This window comes from Methyloceanibacter caenitepidi (assembly GCF_000828475.1).
Classification (GTDB): domain Bacteria; phylum Pseudomonadota; class Alphaproteobacteria; order Rhizobiales; family Methyloligellaceae; genus Methyloceanibacter; species Methyloceanibacter caenitepidi.
Genome location: NZ_AP014648.1, coordinates 1,230,846 through 1,251,084 on the forward strand (window position 1 = coordinate 1,230,846; position 20,239 = coordinate 1,251,084).

Below are 20,239 nucleotides of genomic sequence, written 5' to 3' on the forward strand. Positions count from 1 at the left end.
GAGGCCATACGACCTTCGACCACACTGCCGTCTAATCGCGCCTCAGGCTTGCGAGGATCGATCGAGCTTTACCGTGCGGAGTATTAGAGCAAGAGGAACCGCCGCAAGAGATAGAAGCATCAAGACCCAAAATGCGTCGCCATACGCAAGCAGGGCGGCCTGCCTCTCCACCGTTTGGCCAATCCATTCGATGGCCTGTTGCCGAGCTTGAAGAATAGAGCTGCCCTGCATGGCAAAGTAGTGCGTAAGCTGATCGAGCGTATGCTGGTATCCGGTGTCCGACGGCGAGAGGTGCTCTACGAGCCGGCTTTGATGGAACTGCGTGCGGTGGGCTAAGACGTTGGCCGCTAGCGATATCCCGATCGAGCCCCCCATGTTGCGTGCGGCATTAATCAACGCTGAAGCCTGATCGGTTTTGTCGGGTGGGATGCCATCGTAGGATGCCGCCAAGATGGGGATGAAGATTAACGGGAGCGCGACACCCAGCAGCATGCGCGAGAGGGCGAAGAACCAAAAGTCGGAGCCGCTATACAGGTTCGTTAGGTCGTACATGGACAGAGCCGCGATCAGCGCTCCGGTAGCGATAAGATATTTCGACTGCACGCGCGAGGTGAGTTGTCCGACGATCAGCATCATGCCCATCGTGACAAATCCACCCGGGGAAAGGACTAAGCCTGCCCACGTGGCTGTATAGCCAAACTGCAATTGCACCAGTTGTGGAAGTAGCTGGGTCGTCGCGAGAAGGATCGCACCTGCCGCAAGCATCACGAGGAAGCACGCCCCGAGTTGGCGCGAAGCGATCATGCGTACGTCGATCATGGGATTCCTGCGGCTCAGTTCCCACGGAATCATGATGAGAAATGCCGAGACACAGACGACCGTGACCCGGACAATAAATGTGGATCCGAACCAGTCGTCTACCTGGCCTCTATCCAAGATGACCTCGAGCGCGCCAAGGAACGTCGCGACGAGAAGAAAGCCGACCGTGTCAAAGCCACCTGCGTCACGCAGTCGACGCCTGTTTTCTGCGACGACGGACGCGGGTTGAACGAGAATGATGGCGATGAGCGCAAGCGCCATGAGCCCGACCGGACCGTTGATCAGGAAGCACCAATGCCACGACCAATTATCGGACAGCCAACCACCCAACGTGGGCCCGATCGCCGGCCCGGCGACCACCGCGACACCAAAGAGCGCAAACGCTTGACCACGTTTCTCCGGTGGAAACGAGTCGGCCAGGATTGACTGCGAGATAGGAACCATGCCGCCGCCGGCGAGGCCTTGGAGAATTCGAAAGATAACGAGTGACCTCAGATCCCACGCAAAGCCGCACGCCACTGAGCTGGCCGTAAACAGTGCCAGGCAGGTCATGAAGAAGGTCTTGCGCCCAAACCATCGGCCAAGAAACGCGCTGGCTGTTAGGGCAACGGCATTTGCCACCAGATAGGTTGTCACCACCCAAGAAGCTTCGTCTTCACTTATGCCCAGGCCGCCAGCTACGTAGGGTAGCGCTACATTGGCAATCGTCGTGTCGAGAACTTCCATGAACGTGGCGAGCGCGACGACCACTGCGACGAACCAGGGGCTGACGCCTTGGCGTGTCGGGGCGAGCGATAGGGACGCGCTGGCGGCGCTATCGCTCACAGCCAGCTTCCCAGGCGCTCATATAGAGACGGCTCTGAATTGATTCGCACGGTCGGAACCACCGACATGCCAGGACCAAGCGCAACGTCATTCGGCGGGTCGTCGATGATGATCTTTACGGGCACCCGTTGAACGATCTTGATGTAGTTGCCAGTCGCGTTCTCGGCAGGCAGGAGCGAGAACGCGGTCCCCGAACCGGATTGGATGCTGGCGACATGGCCATGGAAAACCCGCTCCGGGTAGGCGTCGACTTCCAAGTTCGCGCGCTGGCCAGGTCGTATTTTGTCGAGCTGCGTTTCCTTGAAGTTGGCCGTAACCCAAATCTCGTCCGGTACGAACATGCTGAGATCCGTGCCCGCCTCGGCCAACTCGCCAACCGCGGCGCTGAGTTGCACGACGTGCCCACTCTGAGCGGCCGTGACCGTCGTGTAGGAAAGATCGAGTTCCGCCTTGTCCCGTGCGGCCTTTGCTTGGGAGAGATTGGCGTCCGCGCTCTTCAACTGAGCCTCTAGCGACAGCATCTGCCGCTGTGCCAAAACTAGAGAGGCTCGCGCGCTTTGCACGGCAGCCTCCTGTTGATGGAACTGGGAGGTATGCTCCTGAGCATTTTCAATAGGGCCCCAGCCGTCCTTGGCGAGCTTCTGGTAGCGAGTGGCTTGTTCCTGAGCAAAAACGAGCGCCGCCTGTGCCTCCGTTAGCTGAGCATCGGTCGCGGCGATCTTGGCCTTTTGAACTTCGATCTGGGCTTTGGCCTGCGCAATGCTGGCGTTCCCAGCGTCCACGCGCGCATCGGCCTGTTCAAGGGCTATGCGGTATGGACGGTCATCGACCCGCGCGATCACGTCGCCAGCGCGAATGTGCTGATTATCGGTCACGTTGACGTGAGTGAGATAGCCCGAAACTTCGGGAGCGACGGCGAAGTTTCGAGCCGCGATGAAGGCGTCGTCGGTCGACTCGAAGCGATCCGCGTAATCCAGGTACAGGTATCCGCAGATTGCGATCACGACGACGGTTGTGAGTGTAGCCAGGGATGCCCTGGGATGCTGGCGCACCAGCCTCGTGCCCCAGCTGTCACGCCGGCCAGGGGAGGGGCTGGCTCCTTGGTCGTCGTTCTGCGGTGCGCCGGTGCCAGACGCCTCGTCGTTGCCGCCGGGGCTTGGCGCGCGCGCCTCCTGTGTGCCTCGTGCGGCTGGCTCCGCGTGTGAGGTGATTTGGCCGTCAGGGTCGTGTGTGGGCGACTCCATTCTTCAAGCTCCAGATTCCGAAAGGAAGCAGTCCCGTCTGTTCGATGGGCCGCGAATAGGTGCATTGACGACATATTATGTTTGGGTTGGGAGTTGACTAGGTCTGCATTGCCATGGACGGCGGCATCTTGCTCCTGCGCCGACCGTTTTGAGCGATCCGATCCTCAGCGCCGGATTGCGCCTCGCCGGTGTTTATCTGCTCGTCCGCCGATTCCAGCGCACTAACGAGCAAGTCTACGCAACCCTGCGCCAACGCGAATGAGGGCTGCTGCCTAGATTGATGGCATCGAAATTACGCTAGAGAGGCTGCGCCCATTGACGCTCCATGCTTCTAGCGATCAACATCAAGGAGCTCACGATGCCTACGATCACGATGACTGACGGAACCGAGATCTACTACAAAGACTGGGGAGACGGTCAGCCGATCGTCTTCAGCCATGGCTGGCCGCTCAGCGGCGATGCGTTCGAGGACCAGATGTTTCACATGGCCTCGCGCGCCTATCGCTGTATTGCCCATGACCGCCGCGGGCACGGACGCTCGAGCCAGCCCTGGACGGGCTACGACTACGACACCTTCGCCGATGACCTTGCGACGCTGATCGATACGCTTGACCTTCGAGATGTGGTCTTGGTCGCGCACTCGATGGGTGGCGGCGAGATCGCCCGCTACATCGGCCGCTATGGTACGGACCGGGTGTCCAAGGTTGTCCTGATTGCCGACGTCACGCCTCTGATGCTCAAGACGGACTCGAATCCGAACGGCACGCCGATGGAAGCGTTCGATGGCATCCGCGACGCGATTGTCACGAACCGTACGCAGTTCTGGAAGGATGTCAGCCTCCCGTTCTTCGGCTACAACCGGCCCGATGCCAAGGTCTCCGAAAGCGTGCGGGATTGGTTCTGGCTGCAGGGCACGCAGGCGAGCTTCAAGGGCACCTACGATTGCGTGAGGGCGTTCTCGGAGACGGACTTCACCGAAGACCTGAAGAAGATCGACGTGCCCACGTTGATCCTGCACGGCGACGACGATCAGATCGTTCCCATTGCCGCGTCAGCGATGCTTTCCTCGAAGCTGATCAAGGGCGCGACCCTCAAGGTGTACAAGGGCGCCCCGCACGGGATGTGCACCACACACAAGGATCAGGTCAATGATGACCTGCAGGCCTTCGTCGAGAACACCATGGAGGCTCTCGCCTCCTAATAGGTATCACACGAGTGCAAGTGGGCGGAGGCCGCGGCCACCGCCCATTTTTTCTCGTCTCGTATTTATCTGCGCCGCGCCGATTTAGCGCCGAAGTCCAATCCATTGGTGGGCTCGACATCTCAATTGACGATGTCTGGGTTGCTAGCCGGCCTGTTCAAACGGAATGCACCGATCCCGACAACGGCGAGCGTTACGAGCAGAGGCAGTATCGGGGCATAGAGGGGCGCCACATCCAGAACCAAAAAGCAGCCCACGCTCGCCCCCGTTACGAGCGCTGCGAGCACGCTGGCTACGCGTGGAGCTTCATCCGTCGGCCTTGAGCCGACCAAGTCCCCGGTCAGGGCTACAAGGGTGAAGGTGGCGGCTGTCGTAAAAATGCCCTTCACAGCCAGTGAACGAACGGCTGCAGTCTGGAGCCCCATGCCCAGCGCAGATACAGCCAGCAGGACGGTCGTCAGCGTTTCCGCCGGTTGTGCGCCAGCGGCGAGCCAGATCACGAAAAACAGAAGCTGGGTGGTTGCCGTCAGCAACAAGGTGGCCGAGACACGCCAAGGCCAGAGCCCGGAACCTTGCTGTGTCGTGAAACTTGTTCCGAGATAGGAGCCGCACGCGAAGGCGCAAAGCGAGCTCAAGACGAAGGACAGGGCAGGTCCGTGTCCACTCACAAGCCGCATGCCGAAGAAAACGAGATTTCCGGTCATGAACGCCGAAAATGTCTTGCCCAGGACCATGAAGCTGATGGCGTCGATCGCCCCGGAGGAGAAAGTCAGCGCCACGAGCAATGCGTCTCGTATCAACACGGCGGGCGGTTCTCGTGCCGTTGTCATGCGTGTGCTCCCGATAGAGAGAAGCGCGCCTGTCTGTGTTCGCTTACCGCGAGCCCGCGCCGACCTGGCCGCTGCGGCAGCCTTTCATGAACTCCGACTTGGTGACCTTGCCGTCACCGTTCACGTCGAGGATGTGATAGTCGACGATGTAGACGTCGGCCTGACCGCCCGAGGCGACAGCTCCACGGTGCTTGGTCATGCTCCAAACTTCGCCGCACTTGACCTTGTCCGGCAATCGCGCCCCGCGATCGGCGACCGCCGCACCCGTCGCGCAAAGAAACATAACAACCGAGAAAACAATCCGCGTCATTTCAGTGCCTCCTATCGCACTCGAAGTTGAACCGCACCAACACGCTATCGAGTGAGCCAAACGGCGCTTTTCCGAAATTGCGCGGCGTGATGATCGCTTGCTGCCAAGCGATCGTGGCATGTCACGCCGCAGGCAGTGGAGGCCGGTCGCCGCGCGAAGCCAAGATGCGGTTGTCCGCAAAATTCGGCCGGTTCCAGCAAGCGTCGGCGAGCGTTTCGATCGCGCTCCGTTAAGGCTGGCGCGTGATAGACGCAAAGATGCGGCCAGCCATAGAGAAGGACCCTAGCGATGACGAAGACGCCGAATGAAGCGACTACGAATGCAGATCCGCAGCCCGTACGTGGCGACCGTGGGGCGCCGATCATGGGCCCTCGCAACGTCCCGATCGAGCGTGAGAATCCCGACCTACTGGCGTCGCCCTACACCGACCAGGGCACCGTCCCCAACATGAAGTTCCCATTCGCCGCGGCGCGCAATCACATCACAAGCGGAGGGTGGGGCCGCGAGGTCACGGCGCGAGAGCTGCCTGCGGCAAAAACCCTCGCCGGGGTCAACATGCGGCTCAAGCCAGGAGGCATTCGCGAGATGCACTGGCACGCGGAGGCGGAATGGGCCTACATGATTGCGGGCCGGTGCCGCATCACCGCTGTCGATAATCAAGGCCGCAATTTCATCGACGACGTCGGGCCGGGCGATCTGTGGAACTTTCCGGCTGGAATTCCTCACTCGATCCAGGGGCTCGAGGAGGGATGCGAATTTCTGCTCGTTTTTGACGACGGAAATTTCTCGGAGAACGAGACCTTCCTGCTGACCGATTGGTTCGCACACACGCCGCGAGATGTTCTTGCCAAGAATTTCGGCCTGCCCGAGTCGGCCTTTGACCGCATTCCCACGGACGTTGAGCATACGCGCTGGGTATTCGCGGGCGATGTCCCCCCGCCCATTCAGTCGGATGTTGTCCAGTCCCCTGCGGGCACCGTTCCGACCAGGTACAGCTATCGATTGTTGGAACAGGAGCCGATCAAGACCCCCTACGGGCAGGTCCGTATCGCGGATTCGTCCAACTTTCCTGCAGCGAGCACGATCGCTGCCGCGTTGGTGGAGATCAACCCTGGGGCCATGCGCGAACTCCACTGGCATCCCAACGCCGACGAGTGGCAGTACTACGTCAGCGGCAAGGGGCGCATGACGGTGTTCTCTCCTGGCAAAGCGCGCACGTTCAATTTTCAGGCCGGTGATGTCGGCTCCGTTCCATTCGTCAATGGACACTATGTCGAGAACGTCGGCGACGAGGTCCTGCGCTACCTGGAGGTCTTCCGCGCCCCGAGGTTCCAAGACATCTCGCTCAATCAATGGATGGGTTTGTCCCCGCGGGAGTTGGTCCAAGCACATCTCAACCTGGACGGTGAAAGCGTGGCGAAGCTCCGCAAGGACAAGCCCATACTCGCAGGTTAGGCCATGAATGCGCGACCCAGATTGGAAGTAATCATTGCGGTGGTTTGGGCGTTGGCCGTCGTTCTCGTCATTGGTCCGCTAGCCGAAGCTCAGCCTCAAGGCTCCGGGCAGCCTAGCGTTCCGGCGCAAGAGATCGCCGAGGTGGAACAGCAAGTCGATAACACTGAAGCCAAGGCAATTGCAGGGGCTCCGTTCCTTTTGTCAGGGAGTCCGGAGAGGGTGCCCGCACTGGGCAAGGTCCTCTTCTTCGACAAGAACCTGTCGGTCAATCGCAACGAGGCGTGCGCGTTCTGCCATATGCCACAAACCGGCTATCAAGGTGCACTCGAAACTATCAATCTGAAAGGGGTCGCGCAGCCGGGTTCGGTCAGAACGCGCTTCAGCCTCAGGAAACCCCCGAGCGCGGCCTACGCCGTCTACTCGCCTCCGCTGATTTATGCAGACAAGCCTGGCGAAGCAAAATGTACCCATTGCTTCATCGGTGGCAACTTCTGGGACCTGCGGGCGACGGGCCTCAGGCTTCAAAACGCAACGGCAATGCAGGCCCAGGGTTCGCCGCTGAATCCTACGGAGATGGCCAACCCTGATCCTGCCTGCGTCGTGCGGCGGATTTCTGAGCGACCCTATCGGCCGTTGTTCGAGAGCATCTGGGGGCCACGGTCTTTCGCAATCACGTGGCCCGACAATGTTGACGCGATATGCAGCCGGCCGAACAACACTCCCGACTCGGCCATTGGTTCAGAGGTACCAGGTCCGGAGAGTACGCCTGCTGTCGTCGCGCTGGAGCCTGAGGACCGTGCCCGCGTTCAATCGACCTTCGACCAGATGGCGAGATCAATCGCTGCTTTCGAGAAGTCGCCCGAGGTCAGCCCGTTCTCGTCGAAGTTCGACGCTTTTCTGGCGGGGAACGCCAATCTCACCCCCGCAGAGCGTCGCGGCTATGGGCTCTTCACAGGAAAGGCAAACTGTGACGACTGTCATGTGCCGACCGGCCAACGTCCCTTGTTTACCGACAACTCGACGTCGAATCTTGGCGTGCCGCGCAATCCAGAGCTCGCCTACTACAAGGAGACCGCAGCCGACGAATTTGGCTACGTCGCCAATCCCGTCGGCGACGCCTTCGTCGATCTTGGCGTCGGAAACTTCCTGAGAAGTCCGGAGAACGCAGACAAGGCCTGGAAGACGGTTGCAGCGGAATTCGACGGCCGTTTCCGTGTGCCAACGCTTCGCAATGTCGACAAGCGCCCCCGAGATGACTTTGTGAAGGCCTATGGCCACAACGGTTATTTCAAGAGCCTTAAGGAGGTCGTCCACTTCTACAACACGAGGGACGTGCTCCCCCGGTGTGCACCTGGCGCACGAGGGGAGAAGGTCTCGTGCTGGCCGGCTCCCGAGGTCCCACAGAACTTGAGCAAGAGCTGCTGTAACCTCGGCCTCTCGGATTCGGACGAGGATGATCTCGTCGCGTTCTTGAAGACGCTCACGGATGGCTATGTAGGGAACTAGGCACGCAGGCTTATCAGGATTCTTGCCGGCCGGGACGAAGTGTCAGCTGTGCCTCTTTCGAGAAGGCTCGTGTCCGGAAAAGGAGCGTGGCGACGAGCCCCGCGATGCCCGAGGCGGTCAGGATCATGGCGACCACAATGAATTGGAAGATGCCGGCATAGACGGGGCTTGCACCGGAAACCAGCATTCCGGCCATGACTCCGGGGATCCAGACGAGACCCAGCGATTTGAGCATGTCGAGGCGTGGCAGAAGACTCGCGTAGACCGCACTTTGCACGTAGGGCGCGACGGTCGCGCGGGGTTCGGCGCCGAGCGACAAGCCCGCTTCGATCTGGCCGACATGTGACGTCACATCGGACTTGAACCGCTCCATCGCCTGAGCGGCCGCGTTCATAGCGTTAGCGATGATCATACTGCCTACCGGCACAAGCACGGTCACTTCAGGGGTGATCGCATGGGTGACGAGCATGAAGGCGATCACGACGCTTGCGCCGGCGCCGACCGCGTAAAAGGCGACGAGCAACGCGTCGTCGATATCGGGAGCTCGCCGTGACGCGGTAAAGGCCGCCGCGAATGTCATGGCGAGCAGGATCAGGGCCGAAGTAAGGACGCCTCCATGAAGGAGCAGGGACAACACAACCCCTACGGCCACCATTTGGACCAGGCCCCGGAGAAGGGAGAGGGTTGTCTCGCGTTCCACATGAACAGAGAAGCGCCGGCACAAGAGCACGAGGCTGAAGCAGAGCAAGATAGCCGCCGCCGCTTGCGCCAAGCTTAGCAGGATCTTTTGGTCCAGGCCTTGGACTAGCTCAGTCATCTCTTAGAACCTCGTCAGTGGGGCCGATTTTTGCGAGTTTTCCACTCTCGATGATCATCGTGCGGCTGGCGACGCGACGAGCTTGCGCATTGCTGTGGGTCACGATCACGCAAGTCATGTGGCGTTCTCGGATGATGTCGCGAACCAGAGTCTCGATTTCCAGCGCCGTGGATTCATCGAGTGCAGATGTCGGTTCGTCCAGCAGAAGTATTTCCGGCTCGTTCGCCAAAGTTCGGGCAATGGAAACCCGTTGGGCCTCGCCGCCTGACAGATTGTCCACGTCTCTATCCCCGTATTCCGACAGGCCTACCCGCTCTAGGAGCGCATCGATCCGCGTATCCGGCAAAGACTTGCCGCGTTGCGCGGGACCGAAGGCAACATTCTCCCCCACGGTTCCCGGGAACAAATAGGCAGACTGCATGACCATGCCGACGCGCCGGCGTAGGATCTCTGGCGAGATGCTGCGATAGTCTTCGCCGTCGACTTTGACGACCCCGCGGGTCGGCTCGTCGAGCCGATTGAGCAGCCGCAAGAACGAGGATTTTCCCGATCCGCTGGGCCCGACGATCGCGAGGACGTCGCCCTTTTTCACTTGGACGCTGATATTGTCTGTGAGGATCTTGCCGGGCACGGCCCGATAGACGTTAACGGCTTCGAGCGCGAGGGGATGCTCGGCATTATTGCAGGGTACTTCGGCCATATTGGTGCGCACAAGACGATGCAGGTTGCCATTTATGCCTCGCCTCTCGGCGAACTGTCATCCTTCCAAAAGGAATATCGCAGGGCACTCAATGGTTGAGTTGCCCTCTACGCGCTTCGTTCTGGGGCCCGGTCTCACTGCATGTCATGGATCTCTGTTCGGACTCCAGGGTGAGGGCAGGAGAAACGAGGGTACGGAGGTGGATCACGTACCGCGATGAGGACCCAGGTGCTTCACCCCTAGAGTGGGAGGGAGACTCTAGGGGTGAAGCAAGGTCGGAGCCGACGTGGAGGGGGGACTCTAGCCGGCGCCGATAATTCTACTCGGTGCCTTCGATGGCCTTGGCCTCCATTTCGGAGTCAGTGGCCGGGGTTGGGCCGGCGCCAGACCTGCTGGCTGGTCCGGACTCGGTGCCCTCGATGGCCTTGGCCTCGCTCATCGAATCGGTGGCCTCGGTAGAGCCCGAGCCGGTCACGGCTGGGGGAGCCGACTCCATCCCCTGGATGGCTTCTGCCTCGCTCTTGGCGCTGTCCGCAGGATCTGCGGCGTACGCGCTGCCCGCCAAAGTCATGAAGACAAGTAGCGCAAGGACACTGCTCTTGTTGAATTGCATTTCATCACTCCTTTGATTCTTCCAATTCTGATGTTCACTCGTGAGATGTAACGCTTCAGTAGCCAGATACTCGTCGGTAATTGCGTAGACTTCTGAAAAACTGCGGCAACCCTCAATCGGCTCCGAAGGTCTCAGGCATTCCTCTCTTAGGTTGCGGATCCGGTATTGCGACCGGCCTCGTAGAGAAACCAGACACGGCGCTCTGCCTCGTCGATCCAGTTTTCGATAAGGCTGGTCGTCGCGACATCATTCTCTTCGTCACAGAGATTGTGGGCTTCGCGCATGCTCGTGATCAGTCGCTGATTGTCCATGCGGAGTTCGCCAAGCATGTCGGAAGGTTCGACGTAGGCCGCGTCGTTGTCGGGAATGCGCTGAAGCCGTGCGATCTCGCCGATCGAGTGAACGGTCATGCCGCCAATCTTTCGAACGCGCTCGGCGATATCGTCCGTCGTGGCGAAGATCTGAGTAGCTTGGTCGTCGAACATGAGGTGATAGTCCCGGAAATGAGGCCCGCTGACATGCCAATGAAAGTTCTTGGTCTTAAGATAGAGAGCGAAGACATCGGCAAGCAGCGCATTCAGAGCACCGCCGATGTCTCGTGTAACATTGGCTCCCAGGTCGGTGGGCGTCCGCAGCGGAGCCTCCCGGCGCATTGCTAAGTCGTTCATTTTTCGGCCTCCTATTGAGTTCTTCTGATGGCATCAAGATAGTGAGCTGCCGGCGAGGGGCTTGCTAAGAATTGCCCGGCCTTGCAGGCTTTTGCGGCTATCCTCGAGCGGCGAATTTCGCGTCCAAATCGTCGTTTGCGAAAGCCACCCACCGCAGCGGGATGACAGCAAGCATTGCGCGGTCGCAGGGCCGGCATCGCAGCGTAGTCTTCAGCTCTTGCCTGCGGGGCTAGTCATCCAGAGGCTCGCCGCGCCACGTTGCTATCGAGATCACAACCAGGGCCAGGGAGAGAACCAGCAAGACTAGGCTGGCAAGCAGAAGTCCCACGAGTTCGATTCCGGCATCGTTTGCAATGTCGCTCCAGGTAACAGCGAACAGCCATGACATGGCGCTGAGTGCGAGTTTGGGAGCGACGGCGCTGATTGCTACCTTGCCGAGGGCAGGCAGATACGAAAGGAACTCCATGCCTCGAGAGCCGTGACCTTCGTCGTCGAAGGCTGATTGGGTGTGGAACATCGCGAGTCTCCATAGGCCTGCAATCAGGAGAGGCTCCGCACATAGGCGGTAGGGGTTAGTCCAGTCGATTTGCGGAAGGCGGTTGTGAACGAACTCGTCTCGCAGAATCCCACGCGTAAGCCGATCTCGGTTACGGAGAGCTCAGGGTCTGCAAGGAGCGTCTTAGCGTATTCAATGCGCCTACTTGTGTGGTAGCGGTGCGGCGGCAGCCCGAACGACTGCTTGAACGCCCGGCAGAAGTGATAAGGGCTCAGACCGACGAGGTCGGCAAGTTCCGCGAGCGTAACGGGCTCTCCTAGGTTTTCCTCAATGTGCGATGCCACTATCCTTTGCTGCCAGGCCGCAAGTCCGCCCTTGAACGCGGTCGTGCGCAATGACGGACGCCGGCGATGTCCGACGAGTTCATGCGCCAAGGCTTGACCGAGAGCCGCCAAGTAGGACCCATCCTCCTCTACGAGATCGCTCTCGATCAGTGTACTGAGTTTCATTGCAGTAGACAGAAGCGTGGCGTCATCGAAGAAAAGCCGGGCGTTGAGACAGTCGACCGCATCCTCAGGCCTTCTGGAGGGGACCGTGGTGCGATCGAGGTAGAAGAAGACAATCCTCATTCCGCTTCGTGGCGAATAGGTATCGCGATAGGCATGGCCAGCCGGGACGAATACGAACTTCCGAGTGACATCGTGGAGCAGGGATCGGGTTCCATCGACGACTGTTTCGCCTTCGTGCCGCACGCCTTGCTCGAACAGGATGAGCAAATGGGCAGGCGCACGGAATTTGAATTCGACAGGTTCACTGCCCACGGTTTGCACGATTTCCACAGCCACGCCCGGCCAGCTCGCGCGTCTGCGCTTCACGCGACGCTCACTGGAAATCTCAATCGAGTAGTCGGGGAAATCGCAATTCGAATTCGCGGCGTGGTGGGGGTGGGAGCCAGAGCGGGCAGTCCCTGCAATACCAAAGGGCCTTGCTGCCGGTACGCCCGCTTCGAACGACCGTGTGTCGGCTATCGTTGTTTCCATCAGCATAACGTGTAATCCCCATTTCCAACGGTTGCTGCTAATGGAAACGATAGGACCCGGACGCCACGGCCCTCCATTCTACATAGGGAAAGAAGGCCGCTGGATACGTTTCGGATGAGGTATACTTTGGTTTAGGTCGGCTGGACGTTGGGCGCCACGTTGCGGTCGTGCGAAAGGGCTGCCGTCAAGTGCTCAATGAGAACGTCGCAGTCGAATGGCTTGCCAAGGAAGCCCGCTGCGCCTTCCTTGAAGGCCTGAGTCCGGTACCGCTCCTCGGGGAACGCCGTGACGAAGATGATCGGCACATGGCTGCCTTTTGCACGTAAGACGCTTTGCAGCTCCAACCCGCTCATGTTGGGCATTTGGACGTCCACGATTAAACACCCGGATTCATCAACGCAGTTCGACCCGAGAAAGTCCTCAGCGGACTCGAACGCGCGCGCAACAAAGCCTAGCGAGCGCACCAACCCCTGGGTTGCCGTGCGAACCGACTCGTCGTCGTCAACGATTGAGATTACGGGCGCGTTGTTCACCGCATTCTTCCTATTTGCGCAAACATCTAGACAAACTAAATATGGTCCTGCGAGGCGCTTTGGATAAGCCATACATAGGTTTAGGTCTCACTGGCGCTCGGCATGAAGCCCAAGAGCCTCGGCCATTCGCACAAGATCGGCCAGTGACCGGGCGCGCATCTTGCGCATGGCGTTGCCGCGATGAATCTTCACTGTGATCTCGCTAACTCCCATCTCGGCGGCCACCTGCTTGTTCATGAGTCCGGTGGTGACGAGGGACATGACCTCCCGCTCACGCGGTGTGAGCCCTTCGAACAGTGCCGAGATCTCGGCGATCCCCTTGGATTCCTCCCGCCGTTTCCGGTCGCGCTCAAGAGCCACGCTCACCGCGTCCAATAGATCCTGATCCCGAAACGGCTTGGTGAGGAAGTCAACGGCGCCGGCCTTCATGGCCCGGACGGACATTGGTACATCGCCATGTCCCGTGATGAAGATGATCGGGATATCGATATCCAGCTTGGCGAGCTCGCTTTGAAAATCGAGACCGCTGCGCCGCGGCAGGCGAATATCCAAAACCAGGCAACACGTAACGTCGGGAAGCTTGCTCTCCAGAAGTTCTGGCGCAGATGCAAACAACCTCACGTGCAAGCCAACGGAGCGAAACAAGCTGTCTAGAGCCTCGCGCATGGATGGATCGTCATCGACTACGAGAACCAAGGGGGACTCAGAAGCGTCGTCGTGGGCAGATGGATTGATCACGATGACTGTCCTTGGCAGGCCGGTACGGCAAAGTAGAATGTGGCACCGCTATCCTCGTTGGGAGTTGCCCAGAGTTCTCCACCATGCCGTTCGATGATGGACCGGCATATCGAGAGGCCCATACCCATGCCGCTGGCCTTCGTGGTGACGAATGCCTGGCAAAGATGCTCCAGCTGATCGGATTCAAATCCGGTGCCGGAGTCCTCGACGGACACGATGACGCGCGAATGGTTGTCTGTGGCTGAGCGGATCTTGAGCAGCCGCTCTTCACCGGTCGCCATGGCTTCGATTCCATTCATAATGAGATTGATGAGCACCTGCTGGAGCTCAACGCGGTCGCCTATGGTCGGCGGCAAGCCGGGGTCCAAATTCAGCTCGAGCCGAACATGGTGGCGTGACAACTCTCGTTGGATGAGCGTGACAACGTCATTTATGGCGGTGTTCATGTCTAGCGGCCCTAGATCTGGGTCGGCTTTCTTTGTCAGGGCCCGCAGCCGCTTAATTACCTCGCTTGCCCGATGTGAATCGTTGATGATGCGTCGGAGCGCGCCGCGCACTTCGTCCGTTTCGGGTGGGTCCAGATCAAGCCACCTGAGTGTTGCTTCACCATTCGTTACTATCGCAGCAAGTGGCTGATTGACTTCATGGGCGATGGAAGCCGTCAACTCGCCAAGGGTCATGACGCGTGTCACGTGGGCGAGTTCCGCCTCGCTGCGGCGGAGGGCGTTTTCCGCCCGCTTGCGTTTGGTGACGTCATTGCTTGTTTCAAGCGTTGCAACCGGGCGACCACGCGCATCGCGTTGCAGCGACCACCTGCTCGCGACCGTAAGCTCTGTCCCATCTTCGCAGCGTTCCTGCGTGAGCTCGCCTTCCCAACGGCCGGTCGCAATGAGGGTGGCCTTGATATCCTCAAGCGGTTCGGGAAACGAGGTCCTGAGAAGGGTGTGCGACAGTTTTCCGAGGGCCTTCTCGCGCGGGCAACCATAGAGCTCCTCGGCCGCGCGATTCCAAAATGTAATGACGTCGTCCATGTCGCGCACAATCACCGCGTCATGCGTAATTTCGAGCAAGCCTGCTTGTTCGCGCAGCTTGACGTCGGCAGCTTGTGACTTCAACGCGAGGAACGTGGTGACGGCAATTGCGACCAGGCTAACGGCGGCTCTGACCGAGGCTGGACCGTACGTGCTTCCATGCTGGATGGCATAGCTCAAGACCGTTAGGCCACAACAGGCTACGGCCACAACGAGCACTCCACGGCGCTCCAGGAACCGGCCTGCCATGAGCACGACGACTGCATAGAGTGCGGCCACTGCGATTCCGAGAGGCGAGAACGTATCGACGACGAACACCGCAATGGCAAATGCGATTGCGACGACGGGAAGCACCAGGTTTGTGTGGGGAGACCCATGCTCACCCACCCGCGGTAGCTTGACTTGGCCAGTGCCCAGCAAGGACGTCAAATCCCCTTCGGAAAGTTCTTAAGCCTTTGAGCTTGCCGCATTGCGTTGCCATCCTTTCCGAATGTCAAGCAATCAACAAGTCATCGCCCTTTGGCTTCGAAAATAGCGCGTTGACAACGGGCCGGACGTCCAAAACCGGGAGGGGGCTACCCAGCCCCTGGGCGAGGGTCGATGCACCGTGAGTGTTTCATTGTCTATGCATGTTCCCCGGGAGCGCTTTGCCGATATTGCTCTCTGATTGGCGCTGTTGCCGTACAGATTGACGCGGGGCGTAGGGAAGGGGCTGTCGGCATATTCTAATACACTTCAGTCGGCCATCGAGCCAATGCGCGGCCGCAATCGGCTCCGGGATCCTACCTCCGCTAGCAATGCACCGGGGGCCTCGAGGCAACCCATGCTTTTTCCTAGTGGATAGCGTCGGCGACGTTGAGCTATCTTCGGTTCGCGAGGTGCTGAACGACCCATGGACACCCTAACGAGACGTTGTCGCGGTGTCGGCATGCGCTCTGTCCTGGCGGGAGAAGCGCGTTCGTGGCCGCACCATGCCTCTCTTCCCATAAATGAAGTCCTAGATACTCTCCCCGCGCAGCTGCTTGTTCTCATTTGCGCTGCCGAACGGGGAGGGCACCGCAAGCCGGCAGTAAGGTAGCGCGCGTCATTCTTTGAGCCTTGGGGTTGAAGCAAGATTGCTACAAAAAGAGCAAGCCTGAACACGACCGGGTAACGCAGTTGCGATGCAATGCCACGCGAGTTGCTGCTAGGGTCTAGGGATGCACCAAGGGGACAAAATAGCACCCTCCAAACGGGACAGTCAGCCAAGGGTTTCCGGGGCGTTGGTCTACCGCCAGTCGCTGTGGACTCGGGCGACACATTGGATCTGGGCCATCTGCCTGTTTTTCTTATTGTTATCCGGACTGCAAATCTTCAACGCCAGGCCGAACCTTTATATCGGCAAGCAGAGCGGCTTCGCCTTCGACAATTCTGTCCTGTCTATGACGGCAGTCAACACGCCGGGTGGGCGGCGCGGTGTCACCACGATACTGGGTCATGAGTTCGACACTACGGGCGTGTTCGGCGTGAGCGGCACAGCGGAGAAACCACAGGTCCGAGGCTTCCCTGCCGCACTGACGATCCCGTCCTATCGCGATCTCGCCACGGGCCGTGTGATTCACTTCTTCTTCGCGTGGCTTCTGGTCGTAACGCTTTTTGTCTGGTTTACCGCCAGTCTCGTGAACGGTCATCTTTGCCGTGATCTCAGACCGACACGAGGGGATCTCGCCCGTCTGCCGCAAGACATCGCCGACCATGCGCGCTTTCGCTTTCATCACACGGGGCGCTACAACGTGTTGCAGAAATTGAGCTACGGCATCGTGTTCTTCGTGCTCTTCCCCGTCATCGTGCTGACGGGCCTCACGATGAGCCCGGGCTTGGATGCGGCGTGGCCCTGGCTCCTGGACCTCTTTGGAGGCCGTCAGACGGCGCGCACCATCCACTTCGTAGTGATGACGCTGCTTGTCCTATTCTTCCTGGTGCACATCACGATGGTTCTTGCTGCGGGGCCAATCAACGAACTGCGGTCCATGGTGACGGGCTGGTATCGTACGGACCCGGAGTCGAATGACGGCCCCGCGCAATGAACAAACCAATCCTCACCCGACGGCAACTGATCCGTCTCGGAGCACTCGGCGCCTCATCGGTTGTGCTCAGCGGGTGCGATGCGTTCGATCTCCTCGGTAATCGTAGCAGTAGCGTTCGCGACATTGTCGCCAAGGCCAACGATGTCACCTACTATGTCCAGCGTTTCCTGATCGGAGATGCGTTGGCACGCGAATATCCGGAAAGCGAGATTCGCCAGCCTCAGAAGCCGAACGGGTCAACTAATCCGCAGACGCCGGAGTACCTAGCGCTTAAGGCAGCCGATTTCTCGGACTACCGGCTGTCTGTCTCCGGCCTAGTGGAAACGCCGAAATCCTATTCGCTGTCGGAGCTCCGGAATATGCCCTCGCGAACGCAGATTACGCGGCATGACTGCGTCGAAGGCTGGAGCTGCATTGCCAAATGGACCGGCACGCCCCTGTCGGTCGTACTCGACGAGGTGAAGCTCAGGCCTTCCGCGCGCTATATTGTATTCCATTGCTACGACTCCTTGGGAAGCGGACGGGCCGGACCAGCCTTTTATTATGAGAGTTGCGATCTCGCTGACGCCAGACATCCTCAGACGATCCTCGCCTATGGTCTGAACGATCAAGTTCTGCCCGTCTCCAACGGAGCGCCGATCCGCGTCAGGATCGAACGGCAACTCGGCTACAAGCAGCCCAAATACATCCGTGCCATCGAGGCGGTGAGTACCTTTGAGGATATTGGCCGTGGAAGAGGGGGCTACTGGGAAGACCGCGGCTACGAGTGGTACGCTGGTATCTGACACGTTTCGCTCACTGTGGAGAGAGAGGCGGTATTAAAACTGTCATACTGCAGCGCTACGGTGATATGAGGTAAATCCCCAAACCTTTACCGAGCTAAAGCTCTGGTCGCCCCAAGTTCGGCCGGGGCTTTTTTTTGTTGCAGCCGGATTGACTATTCGTGAGGTCGCCCGGGCGGCATCAGATACGGCCTGGGCTCCTCTGTGTTCAGCGCCGACATAGATGCGTCCGGCAGATGTCCGCGCGCGCTTAACGCGAAACGGTATCCATCGATTCCTACATAAACTCCGCTTCCGAAGGGGCGTTTGGCAGACTTGAGAACTCGGGCGTCGGCCGTGAGCTTTCGGGACTCGGCATCGGCGAGCTCGTCAACAAGAAGCTTGTATGCGCAGCCGTGTAAGCCACGGCCTGAAACCCGCAACCAGTCCTAGGTCGCCGCAATCGAGCTTAAGCGGAGCTGGGAGCGTCCGGCTAGCTTCCTTCCGGCACTTACCGAAACAGAAGGATTACGGAAATGCAGCAGAACGACAAACCTTTCGAGCGCCGCATTCTTTGCGAATCGAGCGCCAAGTTTCACATCAACGCACCGACCTCGAAGATCGACATTACCGAGTGGCTCTTCACGCTTGGCGACCGGGAATACATGGACTGTACCCCGATCTCGCACGCGCACCTTTCCGCCGGCTTCACCCATACGCCCGAGGGCAAGAGAATGTCGATCAATGTCGAGGACATCGGCGGCGCACTGATTGTCGAACACTATGTCGAGGACATTAGTGAGAAGCTGCATTGCCGCGTCCACTCGATCTCGGACCTACTATTCGGCCGGGAGTACACCACCGATGAGGTTATCTGGGAGCTGATTGCCGAGCATAAGGAAGGCGACTATCACGAGTTCACCAACAATGTCTGGTGCTACACGACGCCTGACTACGACCGGTATCTCGAGGCGCACCGCATCCCCTATGAGGCGGCCCGGCATAACTTCCAACTCGCCGTCGAGGCTCATAATGCGGAAGAGACGCCGTACTTTGCTGCCTCCATTGAGCGGCACGCGCTTTCGAAGGCGTGACAAAGGACGGCCCGGAGACGGTCTCGGGTCGAGCGAGTGATCGACCTCGGCGCCGGTGGATTCCAGGGGCGCCGGGGAGAGACCTCTCGAGTGCCGGGAGCTGCGCACCGCTGTTCGCTGGACCGGTGCATGGTCCAGAATGCCAACAGGGGTGCGCCCAGCGCGACCATAGCGGTCGAGAAAAGATGTATCGCAGGGGATGCTCCGCTCCGGCCGAATTCCAACTCCAGCTCTATCCCAGCGACTCCGCCGGCACCGAAGTGCAATAGCAAGCGGCGAGCCCAGAACTGCGTTTGGCTCTACCAGCCGATCGCGCCTGCACGCAGCCACAGGCTCTCGACTATGACGAGGAAAAGTCCTGTCATGAGGATCTAGGTCACAATCTCGAACTGGCTCGGCTCACGGCTGCACGCGGGTAAACTCAAACCTCGTTGGCGTCAGGCGCTGCTGCTTGTTCCGCCTTGGATTGCCCCTGCCGCAGTAGGGCCGAAGCTGCAATCCAGACCATGATGAGTAAGCCGACGATCCCGAAGCCCACCGTATTGAGGTCGATGCCGGACAGCTGCTTCCAGAATCCACCTGAAAGGCTGAAACGTTGCGACACCAAATCCAGTATCTCAATCGTGCCAATTGCGAGGGCAACCACACAGGATAGGCCTGTGACGACGAAATTGTAGTAGAGCCGTCGCCGAGGATCCGTGTAAGCCCATCCGTACACGTAGCACATCGTTGCGCCATCGAGCGTGTCCAGCAACGACATGCCGGCAGCGAAGAGGACCGGCAGGCAAAGCAGCCCATACCAAGGCAGCCCGTACGCTGTGCCGGCCCCTGTCATGACAAGAAGAGAAATCTCCGTCGCGGTGTCGAACCCCAAGCCAAAGAGCAAGCCCACTAGGAACATTTGCGACGGCTTGTTCGCGAAGAAGTGCCTGTGGCTCAGCAGTCGTCCGACGAGTCCGCGAGATCGCAGCTGTTGTTCAAGTTTGCCATCGTCCTGAGCATCCTTGCTGCGGAAAGCCTTCATGATGCCGATTAGAGCAATAATATTGAAGGCTGCGATCAGGTAGAGGAAGCTGCTTGAGACAAGCGTCCCTGCCAGTCCAGTGAACTTGTGCAACTCCGAGTCGCTGTCGCTGAGCGGTCCCACCAAGGACGCAACACCAAAAATAAGCAGGCAACTTAGCGCGAAGACCACACTCGAGTGGCCGAGCGAGAACCAAAAGCCTACGGAGAGAGGTCGTTTGCCCTCGGCAATCAGCATTCGGGTCGTGTTGTCTACGGCCGCGATGTGGTCGGCATCGAAGGCATGGCGCATTCCCAACACATAGGCGGTCAGCCCAAGACCGATCCCGAAAGTCTTGCCCCCGACACTGATGTGCTCCGGAACAACCATTCCAACTAAGGTACCCCAGCCGAGGACGTGCAGGGCACCGATCGTCACACTCATGGCCATTACACTGCGGACAACGCCCCTAGCGCTTTGAGCGGAGGC

At 59.3% G+C, this 20,239-nt stretch carries 20 protein-coding genes; 6 read left to right on the forward strand and 14 right to left on the reverse strand.

Going from position 1 to position 20,239, the window contains the following annotated elements:
- Positions 1-42: 42 nt before the first annotated feature.
- Positions 43-1,644 (reverse strand): DHA2 family efflux MFS transporter permease subunit, encoded by a 1,602-nt coding sequence (locus tag GL4_RS05720; RefSeq protein WP_045365501.1) that lies wholly within the window; start codon positions 1,642-1,644, stop codon positions 43-45.
- A complete protein-coding gene (locus GL4_RS05725; RefSeq protein WP_082025501.1) occupies positions 1,641-2,888 on the reverse strand; it encodes an HlyD family secretion protein in 1,248 nt (415 codons plus the stop codon). The genes GL4_RS05720 and GL4_RS05725 overlap by 4 nt, the downstream gene beginning before the upstream one ends.
- A 358-nt stretch (positions 2,889-3,246) precedes the next feature.
- On the opposite strand from GL4_RS05725, the gene GL4_RS05730 reads away from it, so the two are divergent.
- On the forward strand, positions 3,247-4,089 hold the full coding sequence (locus tag GL4_RS05730) for an alpha/beta fold hydrolase (protein WP_045369568.1): 843 nt from the start codon (positions 3,247-3,249) through the stop codon (positions 4,087-4,089).
- A gap of 122 nt (positions 4,090-4,211) precedes the next feature.
- Here GL4_RS05730 and GL4_RS05735 read toward each other — a convergent pair whose 3' ends face one another.
- Both GL4_RS05735 and GL4_RS05740 read right to left on the reverse strand, forming a co-directional pair.
- Positions 4,212-4,919 (reverse strand): YoaK family protein, encoded by a 708-nt coding sequence (locus GL4_RS05735; protein WP_082025502.1) that lies wholly within the window; start codon positions 4,917-4,919, stop codon positions 4,212-4,214.
- 43 nt (positions 4,920-4,962) lie between these two features.
- Positions 4,963-5,229, reverse strand: a complete 267-nt coding sequence (locus GL4_RS05740) for an EF-hand domain-containing protein (RefSeq protein WP_045365507.1) — start codon at positions 5,227-5,229, stop codon at positions 4,963-4,965.
- A gap of 288 nt (positions 5,230-5,517) precedes the next feature.
- Between GL4_RS05740 and GL4_RS05750 the strand changes: the two genes are divergently transcribed.
- Both GL4_RS05750 and GL4_RS05755 read left to right on the forward strand, forming a co-directional pair.
- Positions 5,518-6,684, forward strand: a complete 1,167-nt coding sequence (locus tag GL4_RS05750; RefSeq protein WP_045365513.1) for an oxalate decarboxylase family bicupin — start codon at positions 5,518-5,520, stop codon at positions 6,682-6,684.
- Between the two features lie 141 nt (positions 6,685-6,825).
- Positions 6,826-8,190, forward strand: a complete 1,365-nt coding sequence (locus GL4_RS05755; RefSeq protein WP_172653304.1) for a cytochrome-c peroxidase — start codon at positions 6,826-6,828, stop codon at positions 8,188-8,190.
- A 13-nt stretch (positions 8,191-8,203) separates the two neighbouring features.
- On the opposite strand, the gene GL4_RS05760 is transcribed toward GL4_RS05755, so the two are convergent.
- From GL4_RS05760 to GL4_RS05800, 9 genes are all read right to left on the reverse strand, one after another.
- Positions 8,204-9,007 carry an ABC transporter permease gene (locus tag GL4_RS05760; RefSeq protein WP_045365516.1) on the reverse strand — a complete coding sequence of 268 codons (804 nt, stop codon included), beginning with the start codon at positions 9,005-9,007 and terminating at the stop codon, positions 8,204-8,206.
- The gene (locus tag GL4_RS05765) at positions 9,000-9,707 is read right to left on the reverse strand and encodes an ABC transporter ATP-binding protein (protein WP_045365519.1); all 708 of its coding nucleotides are present in this window, start codon (positions 9,705-9,707) and stop codon (positions 9,000-9,002) included. Before GL4_RS05765 ends, GL4_RS05760 begins: the two co-directional genes overlap by 8 nt.
- Positions 9,708-10,026: 319 nt before the next feature.
- Positions 10,027-10,320: a hypothetical protein gene (locus GL4_RS05770; RefSeq protein ID WP_045365522.1), complete on the reverse strand. Its 294-nt coding sequence runs from the start codon at positions 10,318-10,320 to the stop codon at positions 10,027-10,029.
- A gap of 146 nt (positions 10,321-10,466) precedes the next feature.
- Positions 10,467-10,988 (reverse strand): Dps family protein, encoded by a 522-nt coding sequence (locus tag GL4_RS05775; RefSeq protein ID WP_045365525.1) that lies wholly within the window; start codon positions 10,986-10,988, stop codon positions 10,467-10,469.
- Between the two features lie 229 nt (positions 10,989-11,217).
- Complete coding sequence (locus tag GL4_RS05780; RefSeq protein WP_045365528.1) at positions 11,218-11,505, reverse strand: hypothetical protein; 288 nt, start codon at positions 11,503-11,505, stop codon at positions 11,218-11,220.
- Between the two features lie 23 nt (positions 11,506-11,528).
- On the reverse strand, positions 11,529-12,359 hold the full coding sequence (locus GL4_RS05785; RefSeq protein ID WP_172653305.1) for a helix-turn-helix domain-containing protein: 831 nt from the start codon (positions 12,357-12,359) through the stop codon (positions 11,529-11,531).
- A 296-nt stretch (positions 12,360-12,655) separates the two neighbouring features.
- Positions 12,656-13,057 (reverse strand): response regulator transcription factor, encoded by a 402-nt coding sequence (locus GL4_RS05790; RefSeq protein ID WP_045365531.1) that lies wholly within the window; start codon positions 13,055-13,057, stop codon positions 12,656-12,658.
- Between the two features lie 87 nt (positions 13,058-13,144).
- Positions 13,145-13,798, reverse strand: coding sequence for a response regulator transcription factor (locus tag GL4_RS05795; RefSeq protein WP_045365534.1), 654 nt, complete (start codon positions 13,796-13,798; stop codon positions 13,145-13,147).
- Positions 13,792-15,180, reverse strand: a complete 1,389-nt coding sequence (locus tag GL4_RS05800) for a sensor histidine kinase (RefSeq protein WP_244462689.1) — start codon at positions 15,178-15,180, stop codon at positions 13,792-13,794. Before GL4_RS05800 ends, GL4_RS05795 begins: the two co-directional genes overlap by 7 nt.
- 845 nt (positions 15,181-16,025) lie before the next feature.
- On the opposite strand from GL4_RS05800, the gene GL4_RS05805 reads away from it, so the two are divergent.
- The 3 genes from GL4_RS05805 to GL4_RS05815 all read left to right on the forward strand — a co-directional run bounded on the left by GL4_RS05805 (position 16,026) and on the right by GL4_RS05815 (position 18,747).
- The gene (locus GL4_RS05805) at positions 16,026-16,892 is read left to right on the forward strand and encodes a cytochrome b/b6 domain-containing protein (protein WP_052464163.1); all 867 of its coding nucleotides are present in this window, start codon (positions 16,026-16,028) and stop codon (positions 16,890-16,892) included.
- Positions 16,889-17,677: a molybdopterin-binding protein gene (locus GL4_RS05810; RefSeq protein ID WP_045365537.1), complete on the forward strand. Its 789-nt coding sequence runs from the start codon at positions 16,889-16,891 to the stop codon at positions 17,675-17,677. The genes GL4_RS05805 and GL4_RS05810 overlap by 4 nt, the downstream gene beginning before the upstream one ends.
- A 512-nt stretch (positions 17,678-18,189) precedes the next feature.
- Complete coding sequence (locus GL4_RS05815) at positions 18,190-18,747, forward strand: hypothetical protein (protein WP_045365540.1); 558 nt, start codon at positions 18,190-18,192, stop codon at positions 18,745-18,747.
- 421 nt (positions 18,748-19,168) lie between these two features.
- Here the strand turns inward: GL4_RS05815 and nicT are convergent, their stop codons facing one another.
- The gene (nicT, locus tag GL4_RS05820) at positions 19,169-20,194 is read right to left on the reverse strand and encodes a Nickel transporter NicT (protein WP_045369576.1); all 1,026 of its coding nucleotides are present in this window, start codon (positions 20,192-20,194) and stop codon (positions 19,169-19,171) included.
- Positions 20,195-20,239: the final 45 nt, after the last annotated feature.

What these genes read in the sequence shown, in the direction of transcription:
- GL4_RS05725 (WP_082025501.1), bottom strand. Translation starts at nt 2,888, where the DNA reads ATGGAGTCGCCCACACACGACCCTGACGGCCAAATCACCTCACACGCG.
- GL4_RS05730 (WP_045369568.1), top strand. Translation starts at nt 3,247, where the DNA reads ATGCCTACGATCACGATGACTGACGGAACCGAGATCTACTACAAAGAC.
- GL4_RS05735 (WP_082025502.1), bottom strand. Translation starts at nt 4,919, where the DNA reads ATGACAACGGCACGAGAACCGCCCGCCGTGTTGATACGAGACGCATTG.
- GL4_RS05740 (WP_045365507.1), bottom strand. Translation starts at nt 5,229, where the DNA reads ATGACGCGGATTGTTTTCTCGGTTGTTATGTTTCTTTGCGCGACGGGT.
- GL4_RS05750 (WP_045365513.1), top strand. Translation starts at nt 5,518, where the DNA reads ATGACGAAGACGCCGAATGAAGCGACTACGAATGCAGATCCGCAGCCC.
- GL4_RS05760 (WP_045365516.1), bottom strand. Translation starts at nt 9,007, where the DNA reads ATGACTGAGCTAGTCCAAGGCCTGGACCAAAAGATCCTGCTAAGCTTG.
- GL4_RS05765 (WP_045365519.1), bottom strand. Translation starts at nt 9,707, where the DNA reads ATGGCCGAAGTACCCTGCAATAATGCCGAGCATCCCCTCGCGCTCGAA.
- GL4_RS05770 (WP_045365522.1), bottom strand. Translation starts at nt 10,320, where the DNA reads ATGCAATTCAACAAGAGCAGTGTCCTTGCGCTACTTGTCTTCATGACT.
- GL4_RS05775 (WP_045365525.1), bottom strand. Translation starts at nt 10,988, where the DNA reads ATGAACGACTTAGCAATGCGCCGGGAGGCTCCGCTGCGGACGCCCACC.
- GL4_RS05780 (WP_045365528.1), bottom strand. Translation starts at nt 11,505, where the DNA reads ATGTTCCACACCCAATCAGCCTTCGACGACGAAGGTCACGGCTCTCGA.
- GL4_RS05805 (WP_052464163.1), top strand. Translation starts at nt 16,026, where the DNA reads ATGCACCAAGGGGACAAAATAGCACCCTCCAAACGGGACAGTCAGCCA.
- GL4_RS05810 (WP_045365537.1), top strand. Translation starts at nt 16,889, where the DNA reads ATGAACAAACCAATCCTCACCCGACGGCAACTGATCCGTCTCGGAGCA.
- GL4_RS05815 (WP_045365540.1), top strand. Translation starts at nt 18,190, where the DNA reads ATGCAGCAGAACGACAAACCTTTCGAGCGCCGCATTCTTTGCGAATCG.
- nicT (WP_045369576.1), bottom strand. Translation starts at nt 20,194, where the DNA reads ATGAGTGTGACGATCGGTGCCCTGCACGTCCTCGGCTGGGGTACCTTA.